The sequence below is a fragment of the uncultured Oscillibacter sp. genome (genome assembly GCF_910579365.1).
Lineage (GTDB): Bacteria > Bacillota > Clostridia > Oscillospirales > Oscillospiraceae > Oscillibacter.
Genome location: NZ_CAJTUX010000014.1, coordinates 1 through 20,497, shown reverse-complemented (window position 1 = coordinate 20,497; position 20,497 = coordinate 1). Strand labels below are relative to the sequence as shown.

Annotated in this window: 20 protein-coding genes; 8 read left to right on the top strand and 12 right to left on the bottom strand. The window is 62.7% G+C overall.

What is annotated here, in order from left to right; genetic code table 11:
- The first annotated feature begins 11 nt into the window (after window positions 1–11).
- Window positions 12–866 carry a TIGR03915 family putative DNA repair protein gene (locus tag QZ329_RS05685; protein ID WP_295749420.1) on the top strand — a complete coding sequence of 285 codons (855 nt, stop codon included), beginning with the start codon at window positions 12–14 and terminating at the stop codon, window positions 864–866.
- Here the strand turns inward: QZ329_RS05685 and QZ329_RS05680 are convergent.
- The 3 genes from QZ329_RS05680 to QZ329_RS05670 are packed head-to-tail and all read right to left on the bottom strand — an operon-like array spanning window position 754 to window position 2,217.
- Window positions 754–1,458, bottom strand: a complete 705-nt coding sequence (locus tag QZ329_RS05680) for a sigma-70 family RNA polymerase sigma factor (RefSeq protein WP_295749417.1) — start codon at window positions 1,456–1,458, stop codon at window positions 754–756. The genes QZ329_RS05685 and QZ329_RS05680 overlap by 113 nt on opposite strands.
- Window positions 1,455–1,898: an anti-sigma F factor gene (gene spoIIAB, locus QZ329_RS05675; RefSeq protein WP_295749415.1), complete on the bottom strand. Its 444-nt coding sequence runs from the start codon at window positions 1,896–1,898 to the stop codon at window positions 1,455–1,457. The genes QZ329_RS05680 and spoIIAB overlap by 4 nt, the downstream gene beginning before the upstream one ends.
- A gap of 13 nt (window positions 1,899–1,911) precedes the next feature.
- Window positions 1,912–2,217, bottom strand: a complete 306-nt coding sequence (locus QZ329_RS05670; RefSeq protein ID WP_295749412.1) for an STAS domain-containing protein — start codon at window positions 2,215–2,217, stop codon at window positions 1,912–1,914.
- A gap of 303 nt (window positions 2,218–2,520) precedes the next feature.
- Here QZ329_RS05670 and QZ329_RS05665 point away from each other — a divergent pair, with 303 nt between their 5' ends.
- Complete coding sequence (locus QZ329_RS05665) at window positions 2,521–2,898, top strand: BlaI/MecI/CopY family transcriptional regulator (protein WP_295749408.1); 378 nt, start codon at window positions 2,521–2,523, stop codon at window positions 2,896–2,898.
- Window positions 2,895–5,861: a M56 family metallopeptidase gene (locus QZ329_RS05660; RefSeq protein ID WP_295749405.1), complete on the top strand. Its 2,967-nt coding sequence runs from the start codon at window positions 2,895–2,897 to the stop codon at window positions 5,859–5,861. The genes QZ329_RS05665 and QZ329_RS05660 overlap by 4 nt, the downstream gene beginning before the upstream one ends.
- Window positions 5,862–5,902: 41 nt before the next feature.
- Here QZ329_RS05660 and QZ329_RS05655 read toward each other — a convergent pair whose 3' ends face one another.
- Both QZ329_RS05655 and QZ329_RS05650 read right to left on the bottom strand, forming a co-directional pair.
- Window positions 5,903–6,109, bottom strand: a complete 207-nt coding sequence (locus QZ329_RS05655) for a hypothetical protein (protein ID WP_295749402.1) — start codon at window positions 6,107–6,109, stop codon at window positions 5,903–5,905.
- 4 nt (window positions 6,110–6,113) lie between these two features.
- Window positions 6,114–6,566 (bottom strand): YjbQ family protein, encoded by a 453-nt coding sequence (locus tag QZ329_RS05650; protein WP_295749399.1) that lies wholly within the window; start codon window positions 6,564–6,566, stop codon window positions 6,114–6,116.
- A gap of 89 nt (window positions 6,567–6,655) precedes the next feature.
- Between QZ329_RS05650 and QZ329_RS05645 the strand changes: the two genes are divergently transcribed.
- Both QZ329_RS05645 and QZ329_RS05640 read left to right on the top strand, forming a co-directional pair.
- A complete protein-coding gene (locus QZ329_RS05645; protein WP_295749397.1) occupies window positions 6,656–7,471 on the top strand; it encodes a carbon-nitrogen hydrolase family protein in 816 nt (271 codons plus the stop codon).
- Entirely contained in the window at window positions 7,468–7,785 is a 318-nt protein-coding gene (locus QZ329_RS05640; protein ID WP_295749394.1) for an MGMT family protein, read from the top strand. The genes QZ329_RS05645 and QZ329_RS05640 overlap by 4 nt, the downstream gene beginning before the upstream one ends.
- Window positions 7,786–7,808: 23 nt before the next feature.
- Here the strand turns inward: QZ329_RS05640 and tsaD are convergent, their stop codons facing one another.
- From tsaD to polA, 6 genes are read right to left on the bottom strand one after another with little or no spacing between them, the layout of a single operon-like run.
- The gene (gene tsaD / locus QZ329_RS05635; RefSeq protein ID WP_295749391.1) at window positions 7,809–8,828 is read right to left on the bottom strand and encodes a tRNA (adenosine(37)-N6)-threonylcarbamoyltransferase complex transferase subunit TsaD; all 1,020 of its coding nucleotides are present in this window, start codon (window positions 8,826–8,828) and stop codon (window positions 7,809–7,811) included.
- A 12-nt stretch (window positions 8,829–8,840) separates the two neighbouring features.
- On the bottom strand, window positions 8,841–9,437 hold the full coding sequence (locus tag QZ329_RS05630) for a hypothetical protein (protein WP_295749388.1): 597 nt from the start codon (window positions 9,435–9,437) through the stop codon (window positions 8,841–8,843).
- Window positions 9,434–9,913, bottom strand: coding sequence for a ribosomal protein S18-alanine N-acetyltransferase (rimI, locus tag QZ329_RS05625; protein WP_295749386.1), 480 nt, complete (start codon window positions 9,911–9,913; stop codon window positions 9,434–9,436). Before rimI ends, QZ329_RS05630 begins: the two co-directional genes overlap by 4 nt.
- A gap of 24 nt (window positions 9,914–9,937) precedes the next feature.
- Window positions 9,938–11,113 (bottom strand): Imm51 family immunity protein, encoded by a 1,176-nt coding sequence (locus tag QZ329_RS05620; RefSeq protein WP_295749383.1) that lies wholly within the window; start codon window positions 11,111–11,113, stop codon window positions 9,938–9,940.
- Between the two features lie 12 nt (window positions 11,114–11,125).
- Complete coding sequence (locus QZ329_RS05615; RefSeq protein WP_295749380.1) at window positions 11,126–11,974, bottom strand: DMT family transporter; 849 nt, start codon at window positions 11,972–11,974, stop codon at window positions 11,126–11,128.
- Entirely contained in the window at window positions 11,971–14,640 is a 2,670-nt protein-coding gene (gene polA / locus QZ329_RS05610; protein ID WP_295749377.1) for a DNA polymerase I, read from the bottom strand. The genes QZ329_RS05615 and polA overlap by 4 nt, the downstream gene beginning before the upstream one ends.
- Before the next feature lie 199 nt (window positions 14,641–14,839).
- Between polA and QZ329_RS05605 the strand changes: the two genes are divergently transcribed.
- From QZ329_RS05605 to QZ329_RS05595, 3 genes are all read left to right on the top strand, one after another.
- Window positions 14,840–16,201, top strand: a complete 1,362-nt coding sequence (locus tag QZ329_RS05605; RefSeq protein ID WP_295749374.1) for a hypothetical protein — start codon at window positions 14,840–14,842, stop codon at window positions 16,199–16,201.
- 99 nt (window positions 16,202–16,300) lie between these two features.
- The gene (locus tag QZ329_RS05600) at window positions 16,301–16,669 is read left to right on the top strand and encodes a RidA family protein (protein ID WP_295749372.1); all 369 of its coding nucleotides are present in this window, start codon (window positions 16,301–16,303) and stop codon (window positions 16,667–16,669) included.
- 249 nt (window positions 16,670–16,918) lie between these two features.
- On the top strand, window positions 16,919–18,847 hold the full coding sequence (locus tag QZ329_RS05595) for a methyl-accepting chemotaxis protein (protein ID WP_365351515.1): 1,929 nt from the start codon (window positions 16,919–16,921) through the stop codon (window positions 18,845–18,847).
- Window positions 18,848–18,929: 82 nt separating this feature from the next.
- On the opposite strand, the gene QZ329_RS05590 is transcribed toward QZ329_RS05595, so the two are convergent.
- Window positions 18,930–20,497, bottom strand: a 1,568-nt coding sequence (locus QZ329_RS05590) for an OB-fold nucleic acid binding domain-containing protein (protein ID WP_295749367.1), incomplete at its 5' end; no start/stop codon positions are given.

Below are 20,497 nucleotides of genomic sequence, written 5' to 3'. Positions count from 1 at the left end.
AGGATGTTCTGATGGATGTTATCTACTATTACGACGGCAGCTTTGAAGGGTTTCTCTCCTGCGTGTTCGACAGCTATGCCTATAAAGAAAGCCCCGCCGGATTTTACTCCGGCGAGGACGCTGTTTTTACCCTGTTTGATTCCAGAACCGTTCCCACGGACCCGGGGCACGCGGACCGGGTCCTGCGGAAGGTGACGGCGCTGTCCCAGGAGGCGGCGCTTCTGCTGCGGCGCGGGTTTTGGACCTGTCTCCCGGAAAAAGAGCTCCATCTTTTTCGCCTGACCGCCAAGCTGCTGCGGGAGGGGCCCGGCTTCCTTCGAAACCGCTCCGACGAAACGTTCTATCCGGTCATCAAGGCCGTTCAGCATCTGGGCGGCGAGGTCCACCTGCTGAAGGGCTTCGTCCGCTTTTCTGATTTGGGCGGCGTACTGGGCGGCGAAATTGAGCCAAAGAACCGGGTCCTTCCTATGCTGGCCGGGCATTTCTGTGCCCGCTTTCACAACGAGCGGTTCTTCCTTTACGACCGAACCCATAAGGAGGCGCTGTTCCACGTCCCCGGCCGGTGGAGCATCCAGCCTCTGGACTCCTTTCAAATGGCCCCGCCGGATGAGACGGAAGCCCATTACCGCCTTCTTTGGAAACGGTTTTACGATACCATCGCCATCAAGGAACGGGAAAATCCCCGTCTTCGGATGACTCATATGCCCAAGCGCTATTGGAATACCATGACGGAGTTCCAGGGGGAGGATTGGTTCAGGCCTCAAAGCTCTCCCGCAGGCGTTTCAGCCCCCGGCGCTCCAGCCGGGATATCTGCACCTGGGACACCCCCACCACCCGGGACGTCTGCTCCTGCGTCAGACCCTTGAAATAGCGGAGCAGAATCGTCATCCGCTCCTTCTCCGGCAGATGGTCGATGGCCTCCCGGAGGGCTATCCGCTCCACCATTCCCTCCTCCGGGGCCTCCGTGCCCAGGGCTCCCTCCAGGGTCAGGCCGTCCGCCGTCTCCTGCTGGAGGGACTCCGGCGTGTCGGTGGCCAGGTCCGTCCGGGCGATCTCCTCCGGCGTCAGGCCCGTGGCCTCCGACAGCTCGGATAGGGCCGGTTCCCGGCCCAGCTCATGGCGGAGGCGTTCCCGGGCGGTATAGAGGGTCTGCGCCTGTTCCCGTATGCTGCGCCCGACCTTCACAGCCCCGTCATCCCGGAGGAACCGCCGGATTTCCCCGGCAATCTTGGGCACGGCATAGGTGGAAAAGCAGGTTCCATAGTCGAAATCAAAACCCTGAACCGCCTTTAAAAAGCCCAGACAGCCCAGCTGATAGAGATCGTCCGGTTCCACTCCCCGGCCATAATAGCGCCGGACCACACTCCAAATCAACCCGTTGTTTTCAATAACGGCCTGTTCGCAGGCATCCCGATCCCCCTGCTGCGCCGCCCGGAGCAGCTCCAGCGCGGCGCTCATTTCTTCAGCCGGGGCGCCAGTTTTTTCTTCATCACCACCGTGGTCCCCCTGTTCACGGCAGACCGCACCGTCACCTTGTCCATAAAGCTCTCCATAATCGTAAACCCCATGCCGCTGCGCTCCTCCCCACCGGTGGTGAACATGGGCTGCCGGGCCTTGTTTACATCGGGAATGCCCCGGCCCCGGTCCTTCACAATCAACTCCAGAATGTTCCCCGGCAGACAGCGGAGCTTCAGCGTAACGGAGCCGATGGCATCCGGGTAGCCATGAACAATGGCGTTGGTCACCGCCTCGCTGACAGCGGTTTTGATATCCTCCAGCTCGTTGAGCGTCGGGTCCATCTGGGCGGCGAAGCAGGCCGCCGAAGCCCGGGCGAAGCTCTCGTTGCAGCTGTGGCTGGGAAATTCCAGCGCGACCTCGTTGACTGCCTTGGTCCTCATTATGTAAACCTCCTTATTTGATCGTCACAAGCCGGCTGACGCCGGCGGCATCCAGTACCCTGCGGGCCTGGGGCGGCGTTCCCCGCACCAGCAGACTGCCGTCCAGCAGCCGCATTTTCTGCTGGGCCCGCAGAATCAGCGCAATACCGGAGCTGTCCATAAAGGTGATGCCCGACAGGTCCAGCACCAGCTTGCGGGGCAGGGCTGCGTCCAGGGCCTCCTCCAGCTCCCGGAGGGCGCTCCGGGCCCCGTGGTGATCCAGTTCCCCGCTGATCTCCAGCAGCAGATTCCGGTCCGCGCTTTTCACCTGGATTTCCATATCTTTCCCCTTTTCCGTCAAAAATATACCTGGTTCGCCTTTTTTTGTCACAGTCCCGCACGGAACGGGCCTTTGTATCTGATGATAGCACGTCCCGCCATGGCTTTCTGTCGAAATCAATAAGAAGGACATGGAAATTTCGGCAAAAAGTGGAAAACCGCTCGCCGGTTCCAGTCGGCAAAGTGCCCTTCGCTGTCCAACGGAGGGCGTTTCTGTTTTGTAGGCCATTTGCAGGTTGACAAACGTCTACCTTTCTGCTATCCTTTAGGTAGACAGTCGTGTACCTGATTAGGAGGTGGAGCTATGAAAATCGATCTGTCCAACAGCGAGTGGAAGCTGATGCGCCGCCTGTGGGACCACTCCCCCAGAACAATTACGGAGCTGACAGCAGCTCTCCGGGAGGAGACCGGCTGGAGCAAAAACACCGTCATCACCATGCTCTCCCGTCTGGAGGCCAAGGGGGCCGTTCGCCACGAGGAGTGCGGACGGGCCAAGCGCTATTTTCCCATCCTCCGACGGGAGGACGCCGCCCGGGACGAAACGGAGAGCTTCCTCTCCAAGGTCTACGGCGGTAGCCTGGGTCTTATGATGAGCGCCATGGTGGAGAGCCGCCAGCTCACGGAATCCGACATCGCGGAGCTGTCTGCCATCCTGGACAAGGCGGGAGGTGAGGGAACATGAAGGAAATTCTGCTGACCTCCTCCGCGCTGATTCTGGCTCTGCTGGTTCTCCGGCGGCTGTTCCGGAGGACCCTCTCCCGGCGGGTGCAGTACGCCCTCTGGGGGCTGGTTCTGCTGCGGCTGCTGGTTCCCGTCAGCCTCCCGGCGGCGGAGTTCAGCCTGCTGACGGCGGCGGAACCGGTGGCGGACCAGGTGGAATCCCTGTACGCCGCCCCGTATCGGATGACCATTAGGCGGACGGATGGAGGCTACGTCTGGGGGATACCCCGCACGCCCCAAGTAGCCGTCGGCCCCGCCACGCCGGACAACTCCCGAACCTTCCTCGACCAGGATCTTAAGGGAAACCAGGTGAAAATTACGGAGGAATACCAGCGGCAAATTCTCCTCTCGGACCTCCTGCCCCCCATCTGGTACGCCGGATGCGCGGTCATGGCCTGCTGGCTGATCCTGTCCAACCTGCTGTTCTGGCGAAGTCTCCGTAAAGCCAGAACGCCTTACAATAATTGCGATTCTAAGTATCGGGTTTATATGGTGGAACAGGGTCTGCCCTCTCCCTGCCTGTTTGGGCTGTTCCGGCCCGCCATCTATCTGACTCCCGCCGCCCTGACTTCACCGGACAGTCTCCGCCACGTGCTGGCCCACGAGGAGACCCACGCCCGGCATCTCGACCCCCTCTGGTCCCTGCTCCGGGGGCTGTGCCTGGTGATCTACTGGTTCAATCCTCTGGTCTGGTGGGCGGCGCTGGCCTCCCGGACGGACTGTGAGCTTGCCTGTGACGAGGGGGTCCTCCGGCAGTTAGGCGAGGCGGAACGGGTACCCTATGGCCGGACCCTGCTGTCCCTCATCCCCGTGCGGGCGGCCCCAGCGAATCCCCTTCTCTCCGCCACCACCATGACCTCGGACAAACGGCGGCTGATGGACCGTGTCACCCGCATCGCGGAGAACCGGAGGCACCTGGGCGCCGCCCTCTTCGCGGTCATTTCCCTGGCAGCGCTGGTGTGCGCCGTCACCTTCACCGGCGCGAAGAAGCCGGAGGAACCAGCCTCCTTCGGCACAGTGGACGAGGCTGTGACCGCTCTGGCGGAGGAGCTGGGAAGCTATGGCGAACCGGAGGACGACATCCTGTCTAAGCTGGTGGTCTACACCCCGGAGAACCCGCCGGAGTTTTTCGACCTGGATGAAGGCGAGCTGCTTCGGGTCTACTGGGGCATGCAGGTCAGCCTGTCCTCCAATCTGTCGAATCCCCTGGGCCGGCTCTGCTCCCTCTACCGCCTGGATTTGGAACCGTACTACCTGCCCAAAAACATGGAAATTCTGGGCAGCGACGGCCAGTACCAATACGGTCTGGCCCGGGTCGCCTGGGCCCCGGAGCTGAAGGAGGGCCGGACCGAAGGCATGTCGCTGATGAACACAGTAGTAGAGCGCATCCGGGAGACGGTTCTCTCCTGCGAAAGCTTGAAGCATCCGGAACCGCCGGACTGGGAGCCCGTTTCCGCCATCCCCCTGGACCACCTGGAGCCCTATGAGCCCCAGGAAGCGCCGGAGCTTCCCTTCCCCTACGGCTCCCAGCAGATGCTGGGGAGCCTGGAGGACCCGGAACATGTCCTGGGAGAGTATGGCCTGATGTTCTTCTCCGGCGGGGACGAGGTCTTCGCCGGGGTGCAGCGCACCGTGCTGAGCTCCTGGCCCCAACCCTTCTGGTCCTTCCGCCCCGGAGCCGGCGGGAAGTACAGCGCCTCCCTCTTTCGCAATCTCCTGGGCCACGACGGCTTCCGCATCACCTACAACGCCAACGACGGCCCCCGGACCCTCACCCATGAGTACTACTATCTCAATGAAGCGGGCTGGCCCGTTCTCCTGGCCCGGGTGGAGGCCCCCTATCCCCGGCACATCGACCTGGACGGCGACGGGGAAAACGAGCTGGTCTTTGACGGCTGTCTCTATTTCCGCCGGGATGGGAAGTACTACCGGGCGGACTTGGAATCTCTGCTGGTATGGGGTCTCTGGGGGGGTGGGGCCCAATTCCGGTTCGACGGCTGGGACCCCGCCACCCGCTCCATGCCCTTCCGAGCCCACGTCCTGTCCTTCACACCGGATTACGCCGCCCTCCAGTCCGACGTATACCGGACGCTGTACTTCGACGGGGAAAACCTGCTGGTCTACAACGACCAACGGCGGTTTGCCTATCACATTCTGGACTGGCCGGACCTTCCCGGCCCCGTCATAACCGCCGCCCAGGAGGAGGTTCAGCGGGCCTTTGAGGCTGCCGGAGAACCCTACGACGATTGGCGCGTCGTCAATCTCGAGGGCCCCCATAACCTGGAGCTGATGGGGGAGTCCTTCCCGGTCTACCGCGTCCGCTATGAACTCCACACCCCGGAACCCCAGTACTCCCCGGCCCTGGACAGTACGGACCGCTGGGTGGACCCCTGTTTCCCGGAGGGCCTCTATCTCGTCTTCTGGGAGGACGCCTCGGACCCATACAGCACCAGGTTCCATTACCAGTTCTCCATCCGGCAGGACCTGTGGCCCACGGCGGACCAGCTTCCCAAGCGGCTCATCCATGTTCCCCTGGGAACCGTCACCCTCCGGCATACCGTCGACATCTCCGCCGCGGCCCTTGCCCAGGCGGCTCTGGACCAGCTGCTGGAGGCGGATACCGTCAACCTGACGCTGCTGTCCCCGGAGGGAGGCCAGCGGCGGGATGTGAACCTCCGGGAGGGAAACGGGCCCGCCCTGGCAGAGCGCTTCACCGCCGGGTATGACTGGAGTATCGCCGAGAACCCCGGCGACATGCCCGCCGGTTCCCTGCTGGCGGTCATCGGAGACCTGAGTCTCCGCTTCTGGCCGGACAGCCAGCTGGTCCTGCTCAATACCTACCGGGATTCCACCTGGCTCCAGGCAGAGCCCAGGGAGGGAGAAAGCATCTACGCGCTCATGCTGGCCTGGTACGGCGAAGCGTAAAAAAACGGCGGCGGGGATATCCCCGCCGCCTTGCTGCGAGCCTACAGTAAAAAAGCATCGGCAATACCCCAGGCCAGCCAGGCCCCGCCGGCGGCCAGGGCTCCGCACAAGACGCCTCCCGCCGCAAAACAGCCTGCCGGAACCTTGTAGCCCCGCTCCCAAAGGCGCCGGGCCTCGCCCAGACAGACGCAGGCCGCCGCGCCGCCTCCCAGAGCGGCCATCAGGCCCAGTCCCAAGCCCAGTCCCACGGCCTCACTCTCCCATCACCTGAAACACAATGTCCCGGACCCGGTTTCTTGTGTCGCACTCCACCAAGGTCAGGTTCTGCCATGGCCCCACGGTGATCTTTCCGTCCACGAAGGGCACGGTGATAAAGGGGGACAGCAGCGCCGCCTTGATGTGGGACGAGCCGTTGTCGTCATGCCAGGTCTCATGATGCCAGTAGGGCACCACGCGGCCCTGTTCGTCCAGATAGGGAGAGAACACATCCAGCGCCGCCTTCAGGTCGTGATTTACCATCCCGGGCTCAAACTCCAGGGTGGTCAGTCCCGCCACGCCGCCGGTGGTGAACCCCGTCACCGTCCCGGCGGAGATGCCGTGTTCCCGGCACGCCGCCGTCACCGCGCGCTGAAAGTCCTCCGTCACGTCGATCATACCCATGTGGGCCTTGGTCTGGTAGGTTTTTTTCTCCGTATAAACTGCCATCATCCGGCCTCCTTCGTCTGTTTCCTGTATTGTAACACGGTTTGGACTGTGATACAATCCGTGTATCCGCAAAAAAGGAGGAACCTTCCATGCGCACTGCCCTGATTCAAATGCTGGTAACCGGGAACAAGCGGAACGACATCGAGACCGCCTGTCTCCGCCTCCGGGAGGCCAAAGCCCAGGGCACGGACATCGCCGTCCTGCCGGAGATGTTCTGCTGCCCCTATGACAACGCCTGCTTTCGCGCCTACGGAGAGGGACCGGGCGGCGAGGCGCAGACCGCCCTGTCCGCCGTGGCGGCGGAGCTGGGAATCTACGTCGTAGGCGGCTCCATCCCGGAACTGGCGGATGGGAATGTCTATAACACCAGCTATGTCTATGGGAGACAAGGAGAACTGCTTGTCAGGCACCGCAAGGTCCATCTCTTCGATATCGACGTTGCCGGGGGCCAGCGCTTCCGGGAGTCCGACACCCTTTCCCCGGGAAATGCCGTCACCACCTTTGAAACAGAGTTTGGAACCATGGGACTCTGCATCTGCTTTGACCTCCGGTTTGAAGAGCTGGCCCGCTGCATGTGCCTGCGGGGAGCCAGCTGCATATTCGTGCCCGCCGCGTTCAACATGACCACCGGCCCCGCCCACTGGGAGCTGTTGTTCCGCCAGCGGGCGGTGGACAACCAATGCTTCACCGTGGGGGTCTCCCCCGCCAGAGACGAGACCGCCTCCTATGTGGCCTATGGGAACTCCATCGCCGCAGACCCCTGGGGAACCGTCCTCTGCCGGGCCGGCGGAGAGGCAGCCACGCTGTACGCCGATCTGGACCTCAGCCGCGCAGAGGCCGTCCGGCGGCAGCTCCCCATCCTCTCCGCGCGGAGGACGGACCTGTACGAGGTGCGGGAGAGATGAGCGGGGAGGTCTTCGCCGCCTTTCGGAACATTGTCCGGCAGATTCCCGCCGGGAAGGTGGCGACCTATGGTCAGATTGCCCGGCTGGCGGGGATGCCCCGCTGCGCCCGGACGGTGGGCTACGCCATGGCGGGCTGTCAGGACCCCAGCGTCCCCTGCCACCGGGTGGTGGACCGCCTGGGCGGCACCAAAGCCGCCTTTGACGTGCATGCCCCCGGCGCCCAAAGAGCCTTGCTGGAGGCGGAAGGGGTGATCTTTCAGGCCGGCGGCCGGGTGGACCTGCGGCAGTGCCAATGGCGGCCCCATTTGGAATAGCAGAAGCGTGAAGGGTTTTCCCTTCACGCTTTGATTTCCTCGGAGATATCCCGGGTGGCATAGGCATTCAGCTCCATCCCCGCCGTGCGGCCCGCCAGATACTCGTAATAGCCCTGAGCGGCAATCATGGCTCCGTTGTCCCCGCACAAGCGCAAAGGCGGCAGGTAGAGACGGCGCCCCGCCTGTTGACAGGCCCGCTCCAGGTCCCCGCGGATAACGGAGTTCGCCGCCACGCCTCCGGCGGCCACAATGGTCTTCCGCCCCGCGAGGCGGGCCGCCTCCATGGTCCGGGGAACCAGAGTATCGCTGACCGCCTGGGCAAAGTCGCGGGCCAGCGCCGCCCGGTCCAGCGTCTCCCCCACCTGCTCCGCGTGGTGGGCCAGGTTCACCACCGCGGTCTTCAGACCGGAAAAGCTCATATCCAAGGGCGCGCCATCCACATGGGCATGGGGCAGCTTATAGACGCCGCCCCGGGACTTCCGGGCCAGCTCATCCAGGGGCTTTCCGCCGGGATAGGGCAGGCCCAGCACGCGGGCCGCCTTATCGAAGCACTCGCCCGCCGCGTCGTCCCGGGTGCCGCCCAGGATTTTCATGTCCGTATAGCCCGCCACGTCGATCAAAAGCGTGTTCCCCCCGGAGATGGCCAGGGCCAGAAAAGGCGGCTCCAGCTCCGGAAAGGCCAGGTAATTGGCGGCAATGTGGCCCCGGATGTGGTGAACGGGAATCAGGGGCACCCCCAGCCCCAGCGCCACGGATTTCGCAAAGCTCAGCCCCACCAGCACCGCGCCGATGAGCCCCGGCGCGCAGGTCACGGCCACGGCGTCCACATCGGAGCGGGCGCATCCCGCGTCCCTCAGCGCTTGCTCCGTCAGGGCGGCGATGGCCTCCACATGCTTGCGGGAGGCGATCTCCGGCACCACGCCGCCGTACAGCGCGTGCATCTCCGCCTGGGAGGCGACGGCGTCGGCCAAGACCGTCCGTCCATCCTCCACCAGGGAGACGGCCGTCTCGTCGCAGGAGGACTCAAAGCCTAAAATTTTCATATGCTCACTTCCTCAATCTTCATTCCAGGGCACCTGGGCAATCGGGCCCTCCTCCGGATTCCGGGGAATGCGGACGTAGCGCTCGTACTTTTCCTTGGGGAACCGGTTCTGATAGATCCACCGGTTTTCCTCCATCAGCCTCTCGTCCGGAAGGAACTCCGGCCACAGGTACAGCATCTTATAATGGGCGCCGAAAACGTCCGTGTCGTATCCCGCGGTCCGCAGGCCGTTCCGGGCGTAAAAGCCCAGCCTCCGCTCCGCCATCGCTGGAGCCGGGGCGTGAACCGGGGCCTCGCTCTCCACCAGAATCACCGTATCCGGCTCCGCCCGGCGAATCTCGGACAGCATCAGGGCCCCCGCGCCGCTGTTCCGGCGGCTCTCCGCCACGCAGAGATAGTCCAACAGGGCCCAGCCGGGGCGCCCCAGCCACAAAAAGCACTCCCCTGCGATTTCCTCCCCATCAAAAAGGCACCAGGGCCGGTAACAGCCGTCCCGGCACATGGCCTGAATATTCGCAAGCGGCTTCAGTTCCGCCGGGGGAAAGGAGGGTTTCAAATCCCGCGCATACACCAGGGCCACCTGCTCCGGCGAAGCCAGTTTCAGTTTCATTCCATCTCCTCCGCTTCTCCCCCCAGGTCCAGGGTCATAATAACCGCGTCCTCCTTGGGGTGCTCGTAATAATTCTTCCGCCTTCCCACACCCCGGAAGCCCCGGCTTCCGTAAAGCGCGATGGCGGCATAGTTGGAGGCCCGCACCTCCAGAGTCAAAAAAGCCAGCTTGTTTCCCTTGGCAAAGTCCAGGAAAACCTGTAGAAGCTGCCCCGCCACACCCTGGCGGCGGCAGTCCGGCCGGACGGCCACATTCAGGATATAGCCCTCGTCCAGCACAACCTGAAGTCCCGCGTAGCCCGCCACGGCTCCCTGCCCGTCCAGGGCCACCAGGAATGCGGCCAGGTCGTTTCCCAGCTCCTCTGCCAGCATGTTCCGGGACCAGGGGTCCGTAAAGCAGACCCGCTCCAGAGCCGCCACCTCGTCCAGGTGGTCTCCGGTCATGGGGACAATCCGAACCTTCCTTTTATGTTCCATCAAAGCAAAAACTCCTCTCCCATCTCACCGCCCTCTGTCCGGGGCCAGAAGGCTCCAAGCCCCGGCCCGGTTGTCCCGCAGAAGGTCCGAAAGCCCCAGAGCCAGCTGCTCCATGATCTCCCGGTCCTCCGAGGCGGCGAAAAACACCCGTTCCTCACAGGCGTACTCCACAAAGGGGCCATCGCTGGGCTGATACCACCGCAGATACTCCCGGACCAGCCGCTCCCAGTCCCAGCCCGTGCCGCTGAGACCCGCCTGGAGAAACAGGTCCTGGTGAAACTCCCCCGTCTCCAGTCCCAGGCAAACGCGCTCTCCGTCCTCAGACCAGGCAAACGGGGCAATGTCCTCCTGAAACCAGGCCAGCGCGTCCGCCAAGGGCTTCCGTCCCGGGTCCGCCCAGGGGCGGAAAGCCTGGAAACGCCGCCGCAGATTTCCCCGTCCGCGCCGGAGAACATAGTTCAGTTCCGGCTTCAGAAGCGGTATCAGCCAGTAAAAGCGCACCGGCTGTCCGCCCCCCGGCAAAGAGACGGGCGCAATTTCCGGCAGGCCCGGAAATGCGCGATCCACAATGGCGCCGGCAAAGCCTCCGCCAAGGACGGACACGCCCCGGTACATAGAGCCGCAGCGCAAAAATCCCTCCACAATGAGAAACCGCCGCGCCGCGTCCCGGAGCATCCGGCAGGGCCGGCGGTCTCCAGAGTCCCAATCCGGCGGCAGCGCCATCATCAGCTCCGCCCGGAGAGTGCCCCGTCCTTCCGTCTTAACGGCGCAGGCGCCCGCCCCCACGGTGACGGCCTTCCAAAAAGGCAGGTCCTCCGTAGGCGGAATCAGCGCTTCGCCAATGCGAAGCACATCTCCCTCCTCCCCCGGGTCCCAGGCCGCAATCGGCCCCAATTCCTGTTGGAGGCAATCCTCCAAACAGTTCCGCTCCTCCGGGCGGTACCGGGCCTCCCGGCAGACTTCCCGGCGGACCTCCAGCTCCTCACGCCGCCGCTCCTCCCGGGCAGCCTCCCTCCGTTCCTGGTCCAGACGTTCCCGGCGGGCCGTCCACCATGCCTTTCCCAATACCCAGGCGGTGGACAGGCCGAATACGCCTCCAATCAGCAGTACCGCCGCGCCGAACTCCGCCAGCAGAAGACAAAGCGCCAAACCAAGGCCGGCGGCAACGCAGGCCCGCTTCCAGGGAAACCGTCTTTCCATGGTTCCTCCCTCCTATGCTTTCTCCCGGCCATACAGGGCGATACCCAGCAAAATGATTCCGCCGCCCAGGATCACCAGCGGCCCCGGGCGCTCGTCAAAGAGGAGCAGCCCCCACACCGACGCAAGCACCGGCTCCAGAAGGTTTGCCGTAGAGATGAAAGCCGGGGGCAGAAATTTGAGGCCCCAGCTGAACACGCTGTGCCCCAGCAGCGTGCAGAACACCGCCATGCCCAGGCCCGCCAGCAGATTCACGGCCCCCCAGCCCACAAGGGTCTCTCCGCCCGCCAGAGCGGCGGCCAGCACCGTCCCCGCCGCCGAGAGATACACCAGAGAGGTGTACGCCGTGGTGGACAGCGTCCGGCGGCACACCGCCCCCAGCATGGTATAGACCGCCATGCACACGGACCCCGCCAGGGCGAACAGGTTCCCCCGGAGGGCGTCAGACCCGGCGGACACATCCGCCAGAGCCACTGTCACGCTACCTCCAAAGGCCAGCAGCACCGCCAGCCAGGCCCGGCCCCCCAGCCTTTTCCGCAGAACCAATACCGAGGCCAGGGCCACAAACAGCACCTCCGTGTCCACCAGCACCACTGCCGCGGCGATGGAAGTCCAGCGGAGGGACTCGAAGTAACAGGCAAAATGAACTCCCAGAAAGGCCCCGCTGAGGAGGCTCAGCCCCAGCTCCCGCCGCCGGAGAACCCGAAACTCCTCCCGCCGGGCCACAGCCGCCGGAAGCAGCAGCAGCGCCGAAAAAACCATACGGTAAACGGCCAGGACCAGCGACGGAGCCGTGGACCAGCGGACAAATATAGCGGAGAGGGAGACCCCCGCCGCGCCCAGAAGGACGATGAAGCGCTTCATCCCTTGGCCTCCAGCCAGTTTCGTCCCCAGTGGGCCTCCGCCGTCAGGGGAACGCTGAGTCGGACCACGTTCTCCATCTCCTCCTCCAACAGACGGGCCACAGCCTCCGCCTTCGGCTCGGGGCACTCCACAATCAGCTCGTCATGGACCTGGAGAACCAGCCGGGCCTCTGGCTGCTCCGCCCGGAGGCGCTTCCAAACCGCCGCCATGGCCAGCTTCATCACATCCGCCGCCGTGCCCTGGATGGGCATGTTCAGCGCCACGCGCTCGCCGAAGGACTGCATGTTCTTCTTGGAGCTGGCCAGCTCCGGCAGGTCCCGGCGGCGGTGGAATAGCGTTTCCACAAATCCCGTCTCCCGGGCCCGGCGGACCACCTCGTCCATATACTGCCGCACGCCGGGGAAGGTGGCGAAGTACGCCTCCATATACGCCTTGGCCTCGGCAACGGTGACCCCCAGGTCCTGGCTCAGGGAAAAGGCGGAGATGCCGTAGACAATGCCGAAGTTCACCGCCTTGGCCCGGCGGCGCATCTCGTGGGTGACATGCTCCCGGTCCACATGGAAGACCTTGGCCGCCGTCTCCGCGTGAAAATCGCCCCCGGCCAGGAACGCCGCCCGCATGGCCTCGTCCCCGGCGATATGGGCCAGAATGCGAAGCTCAATCTGAGAGTAGTCCGCGTCCACCAGGACGCAGCCCTCCGCCGCCGTGAACATCCGGCGGAACTCGCTGCCCAGGTCCGTCCTCGTGGGAATATTCTGTAAATTCGGCTCCGTGGAGCTGAGGCGGCCAGTGGCGGTGACGGTCATCTGGAAGTTCGTCCGCACCCGCCCGTCGGGGTTGATGGCCTTCAAAAGCCCGTCGGCGTAGGTGGATTTCAGCTTGGTAAACTGCCGGTACTCCAGCACGGCGTCCACAATGGGGTGCTGCCAGCGGAGCTTTTCCAGCACGTCGGCGTTGGTGGACCAGCCGGTTTTCGTCTTCTTCCCATGGGGGAGCCCCAGGCGCTCGAAGAGAACCTCGCCAAGCTGTTTGGGGGACTGGATGTTGAACGCTCCTTCCGCCATCTCGTAAATCGCGGCCTCCTGCCCGGCGATTTTGGCGGACAGGCTCTCGCCAAAGTCGACCAGAGCTCTGGCGTCCATTCCGCAGCCTGTCCGCTCCATCTCCGCCAGCACCCGGCACAGGGGCAGCTCCGCAGTCTTGAACAGACCCCACTGCTCCCGCTCCCGAAGCCGGGGGACCAGGACGGCGTACAAAGCGTCCACCGCCGTGACATAGCTGTCCAGGGACGCGGCGGCGGACGCTCCGTCTCCCAGAAGGGAGAAAGCGTCCGGCTCCAGATAAAGGGGCTTGGGCAGCTCCTCGTTGAAGTAAGAGACAAAGAGACGCTGGAGGTCATAACTCCCCGCCGTGGCGTCCAGCAGATAGGCGGCAAGCGCGGTGTCGAACACGAAACCCTCCGCCGGGAGGCCGTTTTCCAGCAGCGTCCGCGTCAGGTCCTTGACGCCGTGGGAAACCTTCTTGACCTCCTCCGAGAAGAGTCCGGCCAGCAGGCCGTTCCAGTCCCCCTGATACCGCTCGAAAAACAGCTCCGCCATGATGGCGCCGCCCTCGCCGGCCTCGCAGAAAACCCCGACGGCGGAGCAGTCCGGCAGGGCCAGCAGGGACACGTGATCCGCCACTTTCCAAAGAGCCAGCAGCTCCGCCCCCCGGACAGGGTCCGTCACCTGTTCCACGGAAACCGCCGCTTCCCTCCGGACTTCGGGAGCGGGCGCGCCGTTCGGACTCAGGCCAAACTTTTCGATAAGCTTGGTAAACTCCAATTTCAGAAACAGCGGATACGCTTCCGGCCCAGGGGACCGGCGCAGGTTCTCCTCCGGGCGGAAGTTCAAAGGCGCGTCGGTTACAATGGTGGCCAGCCAATAGGACTCCCTGGCGGCCGCCTCCCCCTCCGCCAGCTTTTTGACGATTCCCGGCTTGGCCGGGGTCTCCGGCGCGGTCACGATTTCCGGCATGTGGTCATAGAGATGATCTATGGAACCGTACATTTGAACCAAGCCCATGGCGGTTTTCTCCCCCACGCCTTTCACGCCCGGAATGTTGTCGGAGCTGTCCCCCATCAGAGCCTTGAGGTCGATCATGTGAATAGGGGCAAACCCGTACGCTTCCCGGAAGGCCGCCTCCGTCATATCCTTGGTGGTGGTCTGGCCCATACGGGTGGAAACCAGCTTCACCCGGGTTGTCTCGTTGATGAGCTGGAGGCTGTCCTTGTCGCCTGTGACGACAACGCACTCCCAGCCCGCCGCGCCGCACTTTCGGGAGATGGTGCCCAACAGGTCGTCGGCCTCCCAGCCCTCCAGCTCATAGCGGGGGATGTTCAGCGCGTCCAGCACTTCCTTCAAAACCGGGACCTGCATCCGCAGCTCCTCCGGCATGGGCTTCCGGGTGGCCTTATAGGCCGCCGACGCCTTGTGGCGGAAGGTGGGAGCGTGGAGGTCGAACGTCACGCAGAGGGCGTCCGGTGCCTCCTCTCCCTCCAGGCGGAGCAGCGTTGTCAAAAAACCAAAAACGGCGTGGGTATAGAGCCCGTCCCGGGTTGTCAAGGGGCGGATGCCATAGTAGGCCCGGTTGATGATGCTGTTTCCGTCGATGACCATGAGCTTCATTTGGAAAGTCCTCCAGTTCCAGGCAAAATTGCAATCGCTTTTTGATTATACCACGTTCGCCGCTGATTCACAACAGCGGAAACCCGCCATTTTTTCGTTCCCGATTTGTTACTTTTTGTTCTGATTTTGTAGTTTCTTCCCTATGGGAAGCTGTTATACTGAACCATAAGCATTTGATATAAAGGAAGGAGCTCTATTTATGCGCCGATTCTATACCTTCGCTCTGGTGCTGGCCTGTCTCCTTGCCTTATCCGCCTGCGGCAGCGACGTCCAGGACGCCGGTCCGGACCAGCCGCCCCAGGAGGAGGGAGACGAGGATGTAACCATCTATGACTGCGGCGGCCTGCAAGCAGCTCTGCCCAACGAATACCTGGATGTTCTCCATGTGGATACGGACTTCCCCGATGCGGAGGAGAGCTGGAAGCCCCTGATCTCCGTCTATGAAAAAGCCTCCTATGAGGCGGCGCGGCAGGACTTCGGCGGCGGGGGCGGCTTCCTCTTCGGCTTTCTGGTGATGGACCAGGCGACCTTCGAGCAGCACATCAGCTCCGACGGCTCCGGCATGGAGATCTTCGCCACCGACGGCGAGCGATATTACGCTTACACCCATCCCACCGATGTGCAGTTTTACCGCTCCGGCGGAGAAATCGACATGGAGAGCGAGGACTGGAAACTCTGGGAAAAGCTGAACGAAACCGGCCCTCTGGTACGGGAGGATTTCCTCACCCGGAACAACCTCCAGTCCTTCAGCGTCCAGGATGTCACCAGTCAAATCACGGCGGATACGGAAGGTCTCGTCTGTGTGCGGTACTACCGCTATTCCATCCGGGACGGTGATACCCGTATTTACGATCAGCTGCTTCTCCGCCAGCCCGCCCGGCAGGGGGAGGGCGGCATCTGGGCCGTGGACCGGTGGCTGGACACCTGGGGCAGTCAATACCTCTACTTCCCCGACAGCGGAAAGCCCGCCGCCGAGCACTACGCGGAACTGCAAGAGCGGTGCGACGCCGGGGAACATCCCGAGCTGCTGACCCCCATCGGGGCGGCGGACGCCTTTGTGAAGGACTATTTCGGACACGAGACCGCCGAGGGCAGCTTTGAGGAGGTCCGGGAGGTGGACCAGGGCTACATGGAACGGAACGAGCGGCTTCAGCAGATGACGCTGGACCTGTACTTCCGGCCGGAGGAAGTGGACGGCAGGGACCTGCTGGCCTGCGCAGGGGAAGCTACGGCGGACAACTGGGGCGTTCTGGGCCGCGCCCAATATGGCTCCGACTGGTTCAATCCCCTGATGGAAGCCCTCGCGGACGCCGCCGTGGGCGAGGACCAGCAGTGGCGGGATTCCATGATTCTCTCCTGCCTCCTGGCGACGAAGGACTCCCTCGCGGACTTCCGCACGCCGCTGGACGGCATCCTGCAAACCCAGGCTGCGGCGGACCCCGCCGCGTTCTCCGCCGCCATGGAGGCATTCTCCGAAGAGGAGCAGTCCTACATTCAGCAACATACCGGCGCGCTTCGTTCCGCCTCTCAGCCGGGAATCGTGGACGTCCCCACAAATTAAAAGGTTGAACCTATCCAAAATATTCCCTGGCCGCCCCTTGCTTTTCTTCTTCTTTTGTATTAAAGTAGAACCATCAAATATAAAAGGAGACTACCCACTATGAACGTTTTGGAAACCAAGAACGCCCCCGGCGCCATCGGCCCCTACTCTCAGGGTTATGAGGTCAACGGCTTCATTTACACCTCCGGTCAGATTCCCGTGGACCCCGCCACCGGCGAGGTTCCCGCCGGCATCGCCGCCCAGGCGGAGCAGAGCTGCAAAAACGTGGGCGCCATTCTGGAGAGCGCCGGCGCCGGCTTTGACAAGGTCTTCAAGACCACCTGCTTCCTGGCCGATATGGGGGACTTCGCCGCATTCAACGAGGTCTACGCCAAATATTTCACCTCCAAGCCCGCCCGCTCCTGCGTGGCGGTGAAGGACCTGCCCAAGGGCGTCCTCTGCGAGATTGAGGCCATCGCCGCGAAGTAAAATCCCGCATCCGGCGGCCCCGCTTCTTTCAATTCACCCCGTTTGCCGGCCAGTATGGAATGCTGCCGGCAAATGGGGTGTTTTGCAGGACTGGAAAATACGCCAAAGAAAGAGAGAGAAATGATTGACAATCCAGCTCCCCTGCCCATATAATAGAAGGGGCCATTGAGCTAAGAGAGGCCGGTTCAGTATGTAAAATTGAGGTGCAGAGAGATGAAAAGTATCCGCAAGAAAATTACGGTATGTTTGATGACAACGATCCTGATTGCCCTGATCGCAGTGGGTGTTTCCAGCATCGGCCTGAACTACCGGAGCACCCTCGCCACGGTGGAACAGATGATGAGCGAGACCGCCGTACTGGCGGCGGAGCGCATTGAAGAGGAACTGATCGCCTATAAAAACGTGGCCATGGACACGGGCCGCATTTCCCAGCTGTCCAGCAATCTCACGCCCGTGGACGAAAAACGGGCCATTGTTGACGAGCGCGCCAGCCTTCACGGGTTCCAGCGGGGCAACATCATCGGTTTGGACGGCATCAGCATTTTTGATGGAAAGGACTATTCGGACCGGGAGTATGTCCAGCAGGCCATGCAGGGAAATGTCTATGTCTCTCAGCCTCTGGTCAGCAAGATTACCGGAGAGCTGTCCATCATGGTAGCCGCCCCCCTCTACTCCAGCCGGGGTCTCATCTCCGGCGTGGTCTATTTCGTGCCGCCGGAGACCTTCTTGAACGACATTGTGTCCTCCATCCAGATCAGCAAAAACAGCCGCGCCTATATGATTAATAAAAACGGCGACACCATTGCCGACATCACTCTGGATACCATTACCACGCAGAACATCGAGCAGGAAGCGCAGAGCGATTCCTCTTTGAAGCAGCTGGCCGCGATTCACGCGGACATGCGCCAGGGCAATGTGGGCTTCGGCAGCTTCCACGACGACGACGGTCCCCGGTTCGCCGCTTATGCCCCGGTTGGCGGCACCGACGGGTGGAGCGTGGCTGTCACCGCCATGAAGAAGGACTATCTGGCGGATACATACTTTGGCATGTTCATCAACATTCTGGTCATCGTGATTTCCATCCTGGCCTCCATTGTGGTGGCGCTGAAACTCTCCAGCAACATCAGCGTGCCCATGCGGGCCTGCGCCGAGCGGATGAAGCTTCTGGTGGAAGGCGACCTGGACTCCCCCGTTCCCCAGACCAGGGGGCAGGATGAAACGGCGGAGCTGACCCGCTCCACGGCGGAAATGGTGACGGGACTGAATACCATTATCAACGACATCAGCTATCTGCTCACCGAAATGTCCAAGCAGAATCTGGATATCCGCTCCTCCCACCGGGATGCCTACGTAGGCGACTTCCAGAGCATCCTCCAATCCATGCGGACGCTGAAAGTGGAACTGAGCGGCACCATGCGCCAGATCAATGCCTCCGCCGCCCAAGTCTCCGCCGCCAGCGGCCAGGTCTCCACCGGCGCCCAGACCCTGAGCCAGGGCTCCATGATGCAGGCCAGCTCTGTGGAACAGCTGGCGGCCACCATCAACGATATCTCCGACAGCGCCAAAAAGACCTCTTCCGCCGCTGAAGAGGCGGGCCGGTTCGTCAATCAGGCCGGCGGACAGCTGAACATCAGCGTGGAGCACGTCAAAGAGCTGAACGCCGCTATGGAGAAAATTTCCAAATCTTCCGAGGAGATCAGCAAGATCATCGCCGCCATTGAAAACATCGCTTTCCAGACCAACATTCTGGCCCTGAACGCCGCTGTGGAGGCCGCCCGGGCGGGGTCCGCCGGCAAAGGCTTCGCCGTGGTGGCCGACGAGGTGCGGAACCTGGCCTCGCGGTCCGACGAGGCCGCCAAGGCCACCAAGGAACTGATCGAGGGTTCCATCGCCGCCGTCACCGAGGGCAGTCTGGCCGTGGAAAAAGTCACGGAATCCCTGGAGCAGACCAGCATTTACGCCGGGCATGTGACCACCCAAATGGAGGTGGTGGTGTCGGCCGTGGAAAACCAGACCACTTCCATCGCCCAAGTCACCGAGGGCATTGACCAAATTTCCTCCGTGGTGCAGACCAACAGCGCCACCGCGCAGGAGAGCGCCGCCGCCAGCGAGGAGCTCTCCGCCGAGGCGGCCAGCCTGAAACAGCTGGTGGACCGCTTCACCTTGGCCAAGGACTGACACGCGGAGAGCGCCGTCGGTTCGGCCGGCAGACTTCTTAGCACAAAAAACGCGGGTACGGATTATTCCGTACCCGCGCTCTTTACTTCACAACCACGTTTTCCGCGCCCAGGGTCTCCTGCGCTTCCTCTACAAGCGCCTTGTGGAGCAGCACCTGGGTCCCGTAGACCTTGCGCGTGTCCGCCATGACCATTTTCACCTGAGCTGTGCCGGGAAACATGGAAAACACCAGCTTCATGTGCCGGAGGGACGGGTGGTCCAGGGAGGGGAATTTCAAATACAGCGTCTCCCCCTTCACCAGCTTGTCCGCTTTGGCGGCGGGAGGCTTGTCGGGAAGCCCGCTCTCCGCCGTTTCCAGAGGGTAAGCGGAGTCGCACATGAGCTGGGGGGCCTTCTCGTCCCGAACGGACAGCTTTCCCTTCACCACCACGGCCTGATTCTCCCGAAGATAGGACCCGCACAGGTCCAGTGTCCGGCTGAAGCACAGCATCTCTATAGACCCGGTCTCATCCTCCACCACCACATAGGCCATGAGGCTGTTGTTCTTGGTGGTCTTGGTTTTGCTGGAGGTCACTACTCCCGCCAGGGTCAGATACTGCCCGTCGGCAAACCGGGTAGGCCCATTTTCCTGGGTAAAATCCTCCGTAACGGCGCCGATTTTCGGCAGGCGCAGCCGCCGCACCATGTCGCGGTACTGGTCCATGGGATGTCCGGAGAGGTAAAGGCCGGTGGTCTCCTTCTCCATAGTCATCCGCTCCTGGGCGGTGAACTCCGGAATATCCGGCAGGTAAATCTCCTCCGCCGTCCGGGAGCGTCCCGCAGAGGCGGACAAGCCGAAGAAATCCAGCTGCCCCTCCAGATTCTGCCGCTGCCGTTGGGCGGCGGCATCCAGCACCTTCTCATAAACCCGAATCAGCTGGGACCTCCGGGCGCCGGTGGAGTCGAAAGCTCCGGCGCGAATCAGATTCTCCAGCGCCCGCTTGTTCATTTCGCTGCCGGCCATCCGGCGGCAGAAATCATGGAGCGAGGTAAAAATGCCGCGTTCCTCCCGGTCCCGCATGACGGCTTGAATAAAGCCCCGGCCAATATTCTTGATGGCCACCAGGCCAAAGCGGATGCCCTCCTCCTCCACGGTGAAACGGTCCAGCGAGCGGTTGATGTCCGGCGGCAGCAGCGCGATGCCGCAGTCCCGGCACTCGTTGATATAGCCCGCCACCTTGTCGGAGTTGTCCAATACGCTGGTCAGCAGCGCCGCCATATACTCTCTGGGATAATGGCACTTGAAATAGGCCGTCTGATAGGCCACGACGGCATAGCTGACGGCATGGGCCTTGTTGAACGCGTAGTTGGCAAAGTCGTAGATCTCTTGGTAAATGGCCTCCGCCGTGGCTTCCGGTATGCCGTTCGCCACGCAGCCGGAGATGTTCCGGGCGGGGTCGCCGTGGAGAAAGGCCTCCCGCTCCTTTTCGATGTCCTTGGCCTTCTTCTTGCTCATGGCCCGGCGGACCATGTCCGCCTGCCCCAGAGAATAGCCCGCCAGGTCCTGGAAGATTTTAATGACCTGCTCCTGATAGACGATGCAGCCATAGGTAACCGTGAGAATCGGCTCCAGCGAGGGGTGCCGGTATTGAATCAGCGCGGGGTCCTGCT

What these genes read in the sequence shown, in the direction of transcription:
- tsaD (WP_295749391.1), bottom strand. Translation starts at nt 8,828, where the DNA reads ATGAAAATTTTAGGCTTTGAGTCCTCCTGCGACGAGACGGCCGTCTCC.
- QZ329_RS05665 (WP_295749408.1), top strand. Translation starts at nt 2,521, where the DNA reads ATGAAAATCGATCTGTCCAACAGCGAGTGGAAGCTGATGCGCCGCCTG.
- QZ329_RS05640 (WP_295749394.1), top strand. Translation starts at nt 7,468, where the DNA reads ATGAGCGGGGAGGTCTTCGCCGCCTTTCGGAACATTGTCCGGCAGATT.
- QZ329_RS05650 (WP_295749399.1), bottom strand. Translation starts at nt 6,566, where the DNA reads ATGGCAGTTTATACGGAGAAAAAAACCTACCAGACCAAGGCCCACATG.
- spoIIAB (WP_295749415.1), bottom strand. Translation starts at nt 1,898, where the DNA reads ATGAGGACCAAGGCAGTCAACGAGGTCGCGCTGGAATTTCCCAGCCAC.
- QZ329_RS05595 (WP_365351515.1), top strand. Translation starts at nt 16,919, where the DNA reads ATGACAACGATCCTGATTGCCCTGATCGCAGTGGGTGTTTCCAGCATC.
- QZ329_RS05615 (WP_295749380.1), bottom strand. Translation starts at nt 11,974, where the DNA reads ATGAAGCGCTTCATCGTCCTTCTGGGCGCGGCGGGGGTCTCCCTCTCC.
- QZ329_RS05660 (WP_295749405.1), top strand. Translation starts at nt 2,895, where the DNA reads ATGAAGGAAATTCTGCTGACCTCCTCCGCGCTGATTCTGGCTCTGCTG.
- QZ329_RS05620 (WP_295749383.1), bottom strand. Translation starts at nt 11,113, where the DNA reads ATGGAAAGACGGTTTCCCTGGAAGCGGGCCTGCGTTGCCGCCGGCCTT.
- QZ329_RS05645 (WP_295749397.1), top strand. Translation starts at nt 6,656, where the DNA reads ATGCGCACTGCCCTGATTCAAATGCTGGTAACCGGGAACAAGCGGAAC.
- rimI (WP_295749386.1), bottom strand. Translation starts at nt 9,913, where the DNA reads ATGGAACATAAAAGGAAGGTTCGGATTGTCCCCATGACCGGAGACCAC.
- QZ329_RS05600 (WP_295749372.1), top strand. Translation starts at nt 16,301, where the DNA reads ATGAACGTTTTGGAAACCAAGAACGCCCCCGGCGCCATCGGCCCCTAC.
- QZ329_RS05685 (WP_295749420.1), top strand. Translation starts at nt 12, where the DNA reads ATGGATGTTATCTACTATTACGACGGCAGCTTTGAAGGGTTTCTCTCC.
- polA (WP_295749377.1), bottom strand. Translation starts at nt 14,640, where the DNA reads ATGAAGCTCATGGTCATCGACGGAAACAGCATCATCAACCGGGCCTAC.
- QZ329_RS05680 (WP_295749417.1), bottom strand. Translation starts at nt 1,458, where the DNA reads ATGAGCGCCGCGCTGGAGCTGCTCCGGGCGGCGCAGCAGGGGGATCGG.
- QZ329_RS05670 (WP_295749412.1), bottom strand. Translation starts at nt 2,217, where the DNA reads ATGGAAATCCAGGTGAAAAGCGCGGACCGGAATCTGCTGCTGGAGATC.
- QZ329_RS05605 (WP_295749374.1), top strand. Translation starts at nt 14,840, where the DNA reads ATGCGCCGATTCTATACCTTCGCTCTGGTGCTGGCCTGTCTCCTTGCC.
- QZ329_RS05630 (WP_295749388.1), bottom strand. Translation starts at nt 9,437, where the DNA reads ATGAAACTGAAACTGGCTTCGCCGGAGCAGGTGGCCCTGGTGTATGCG.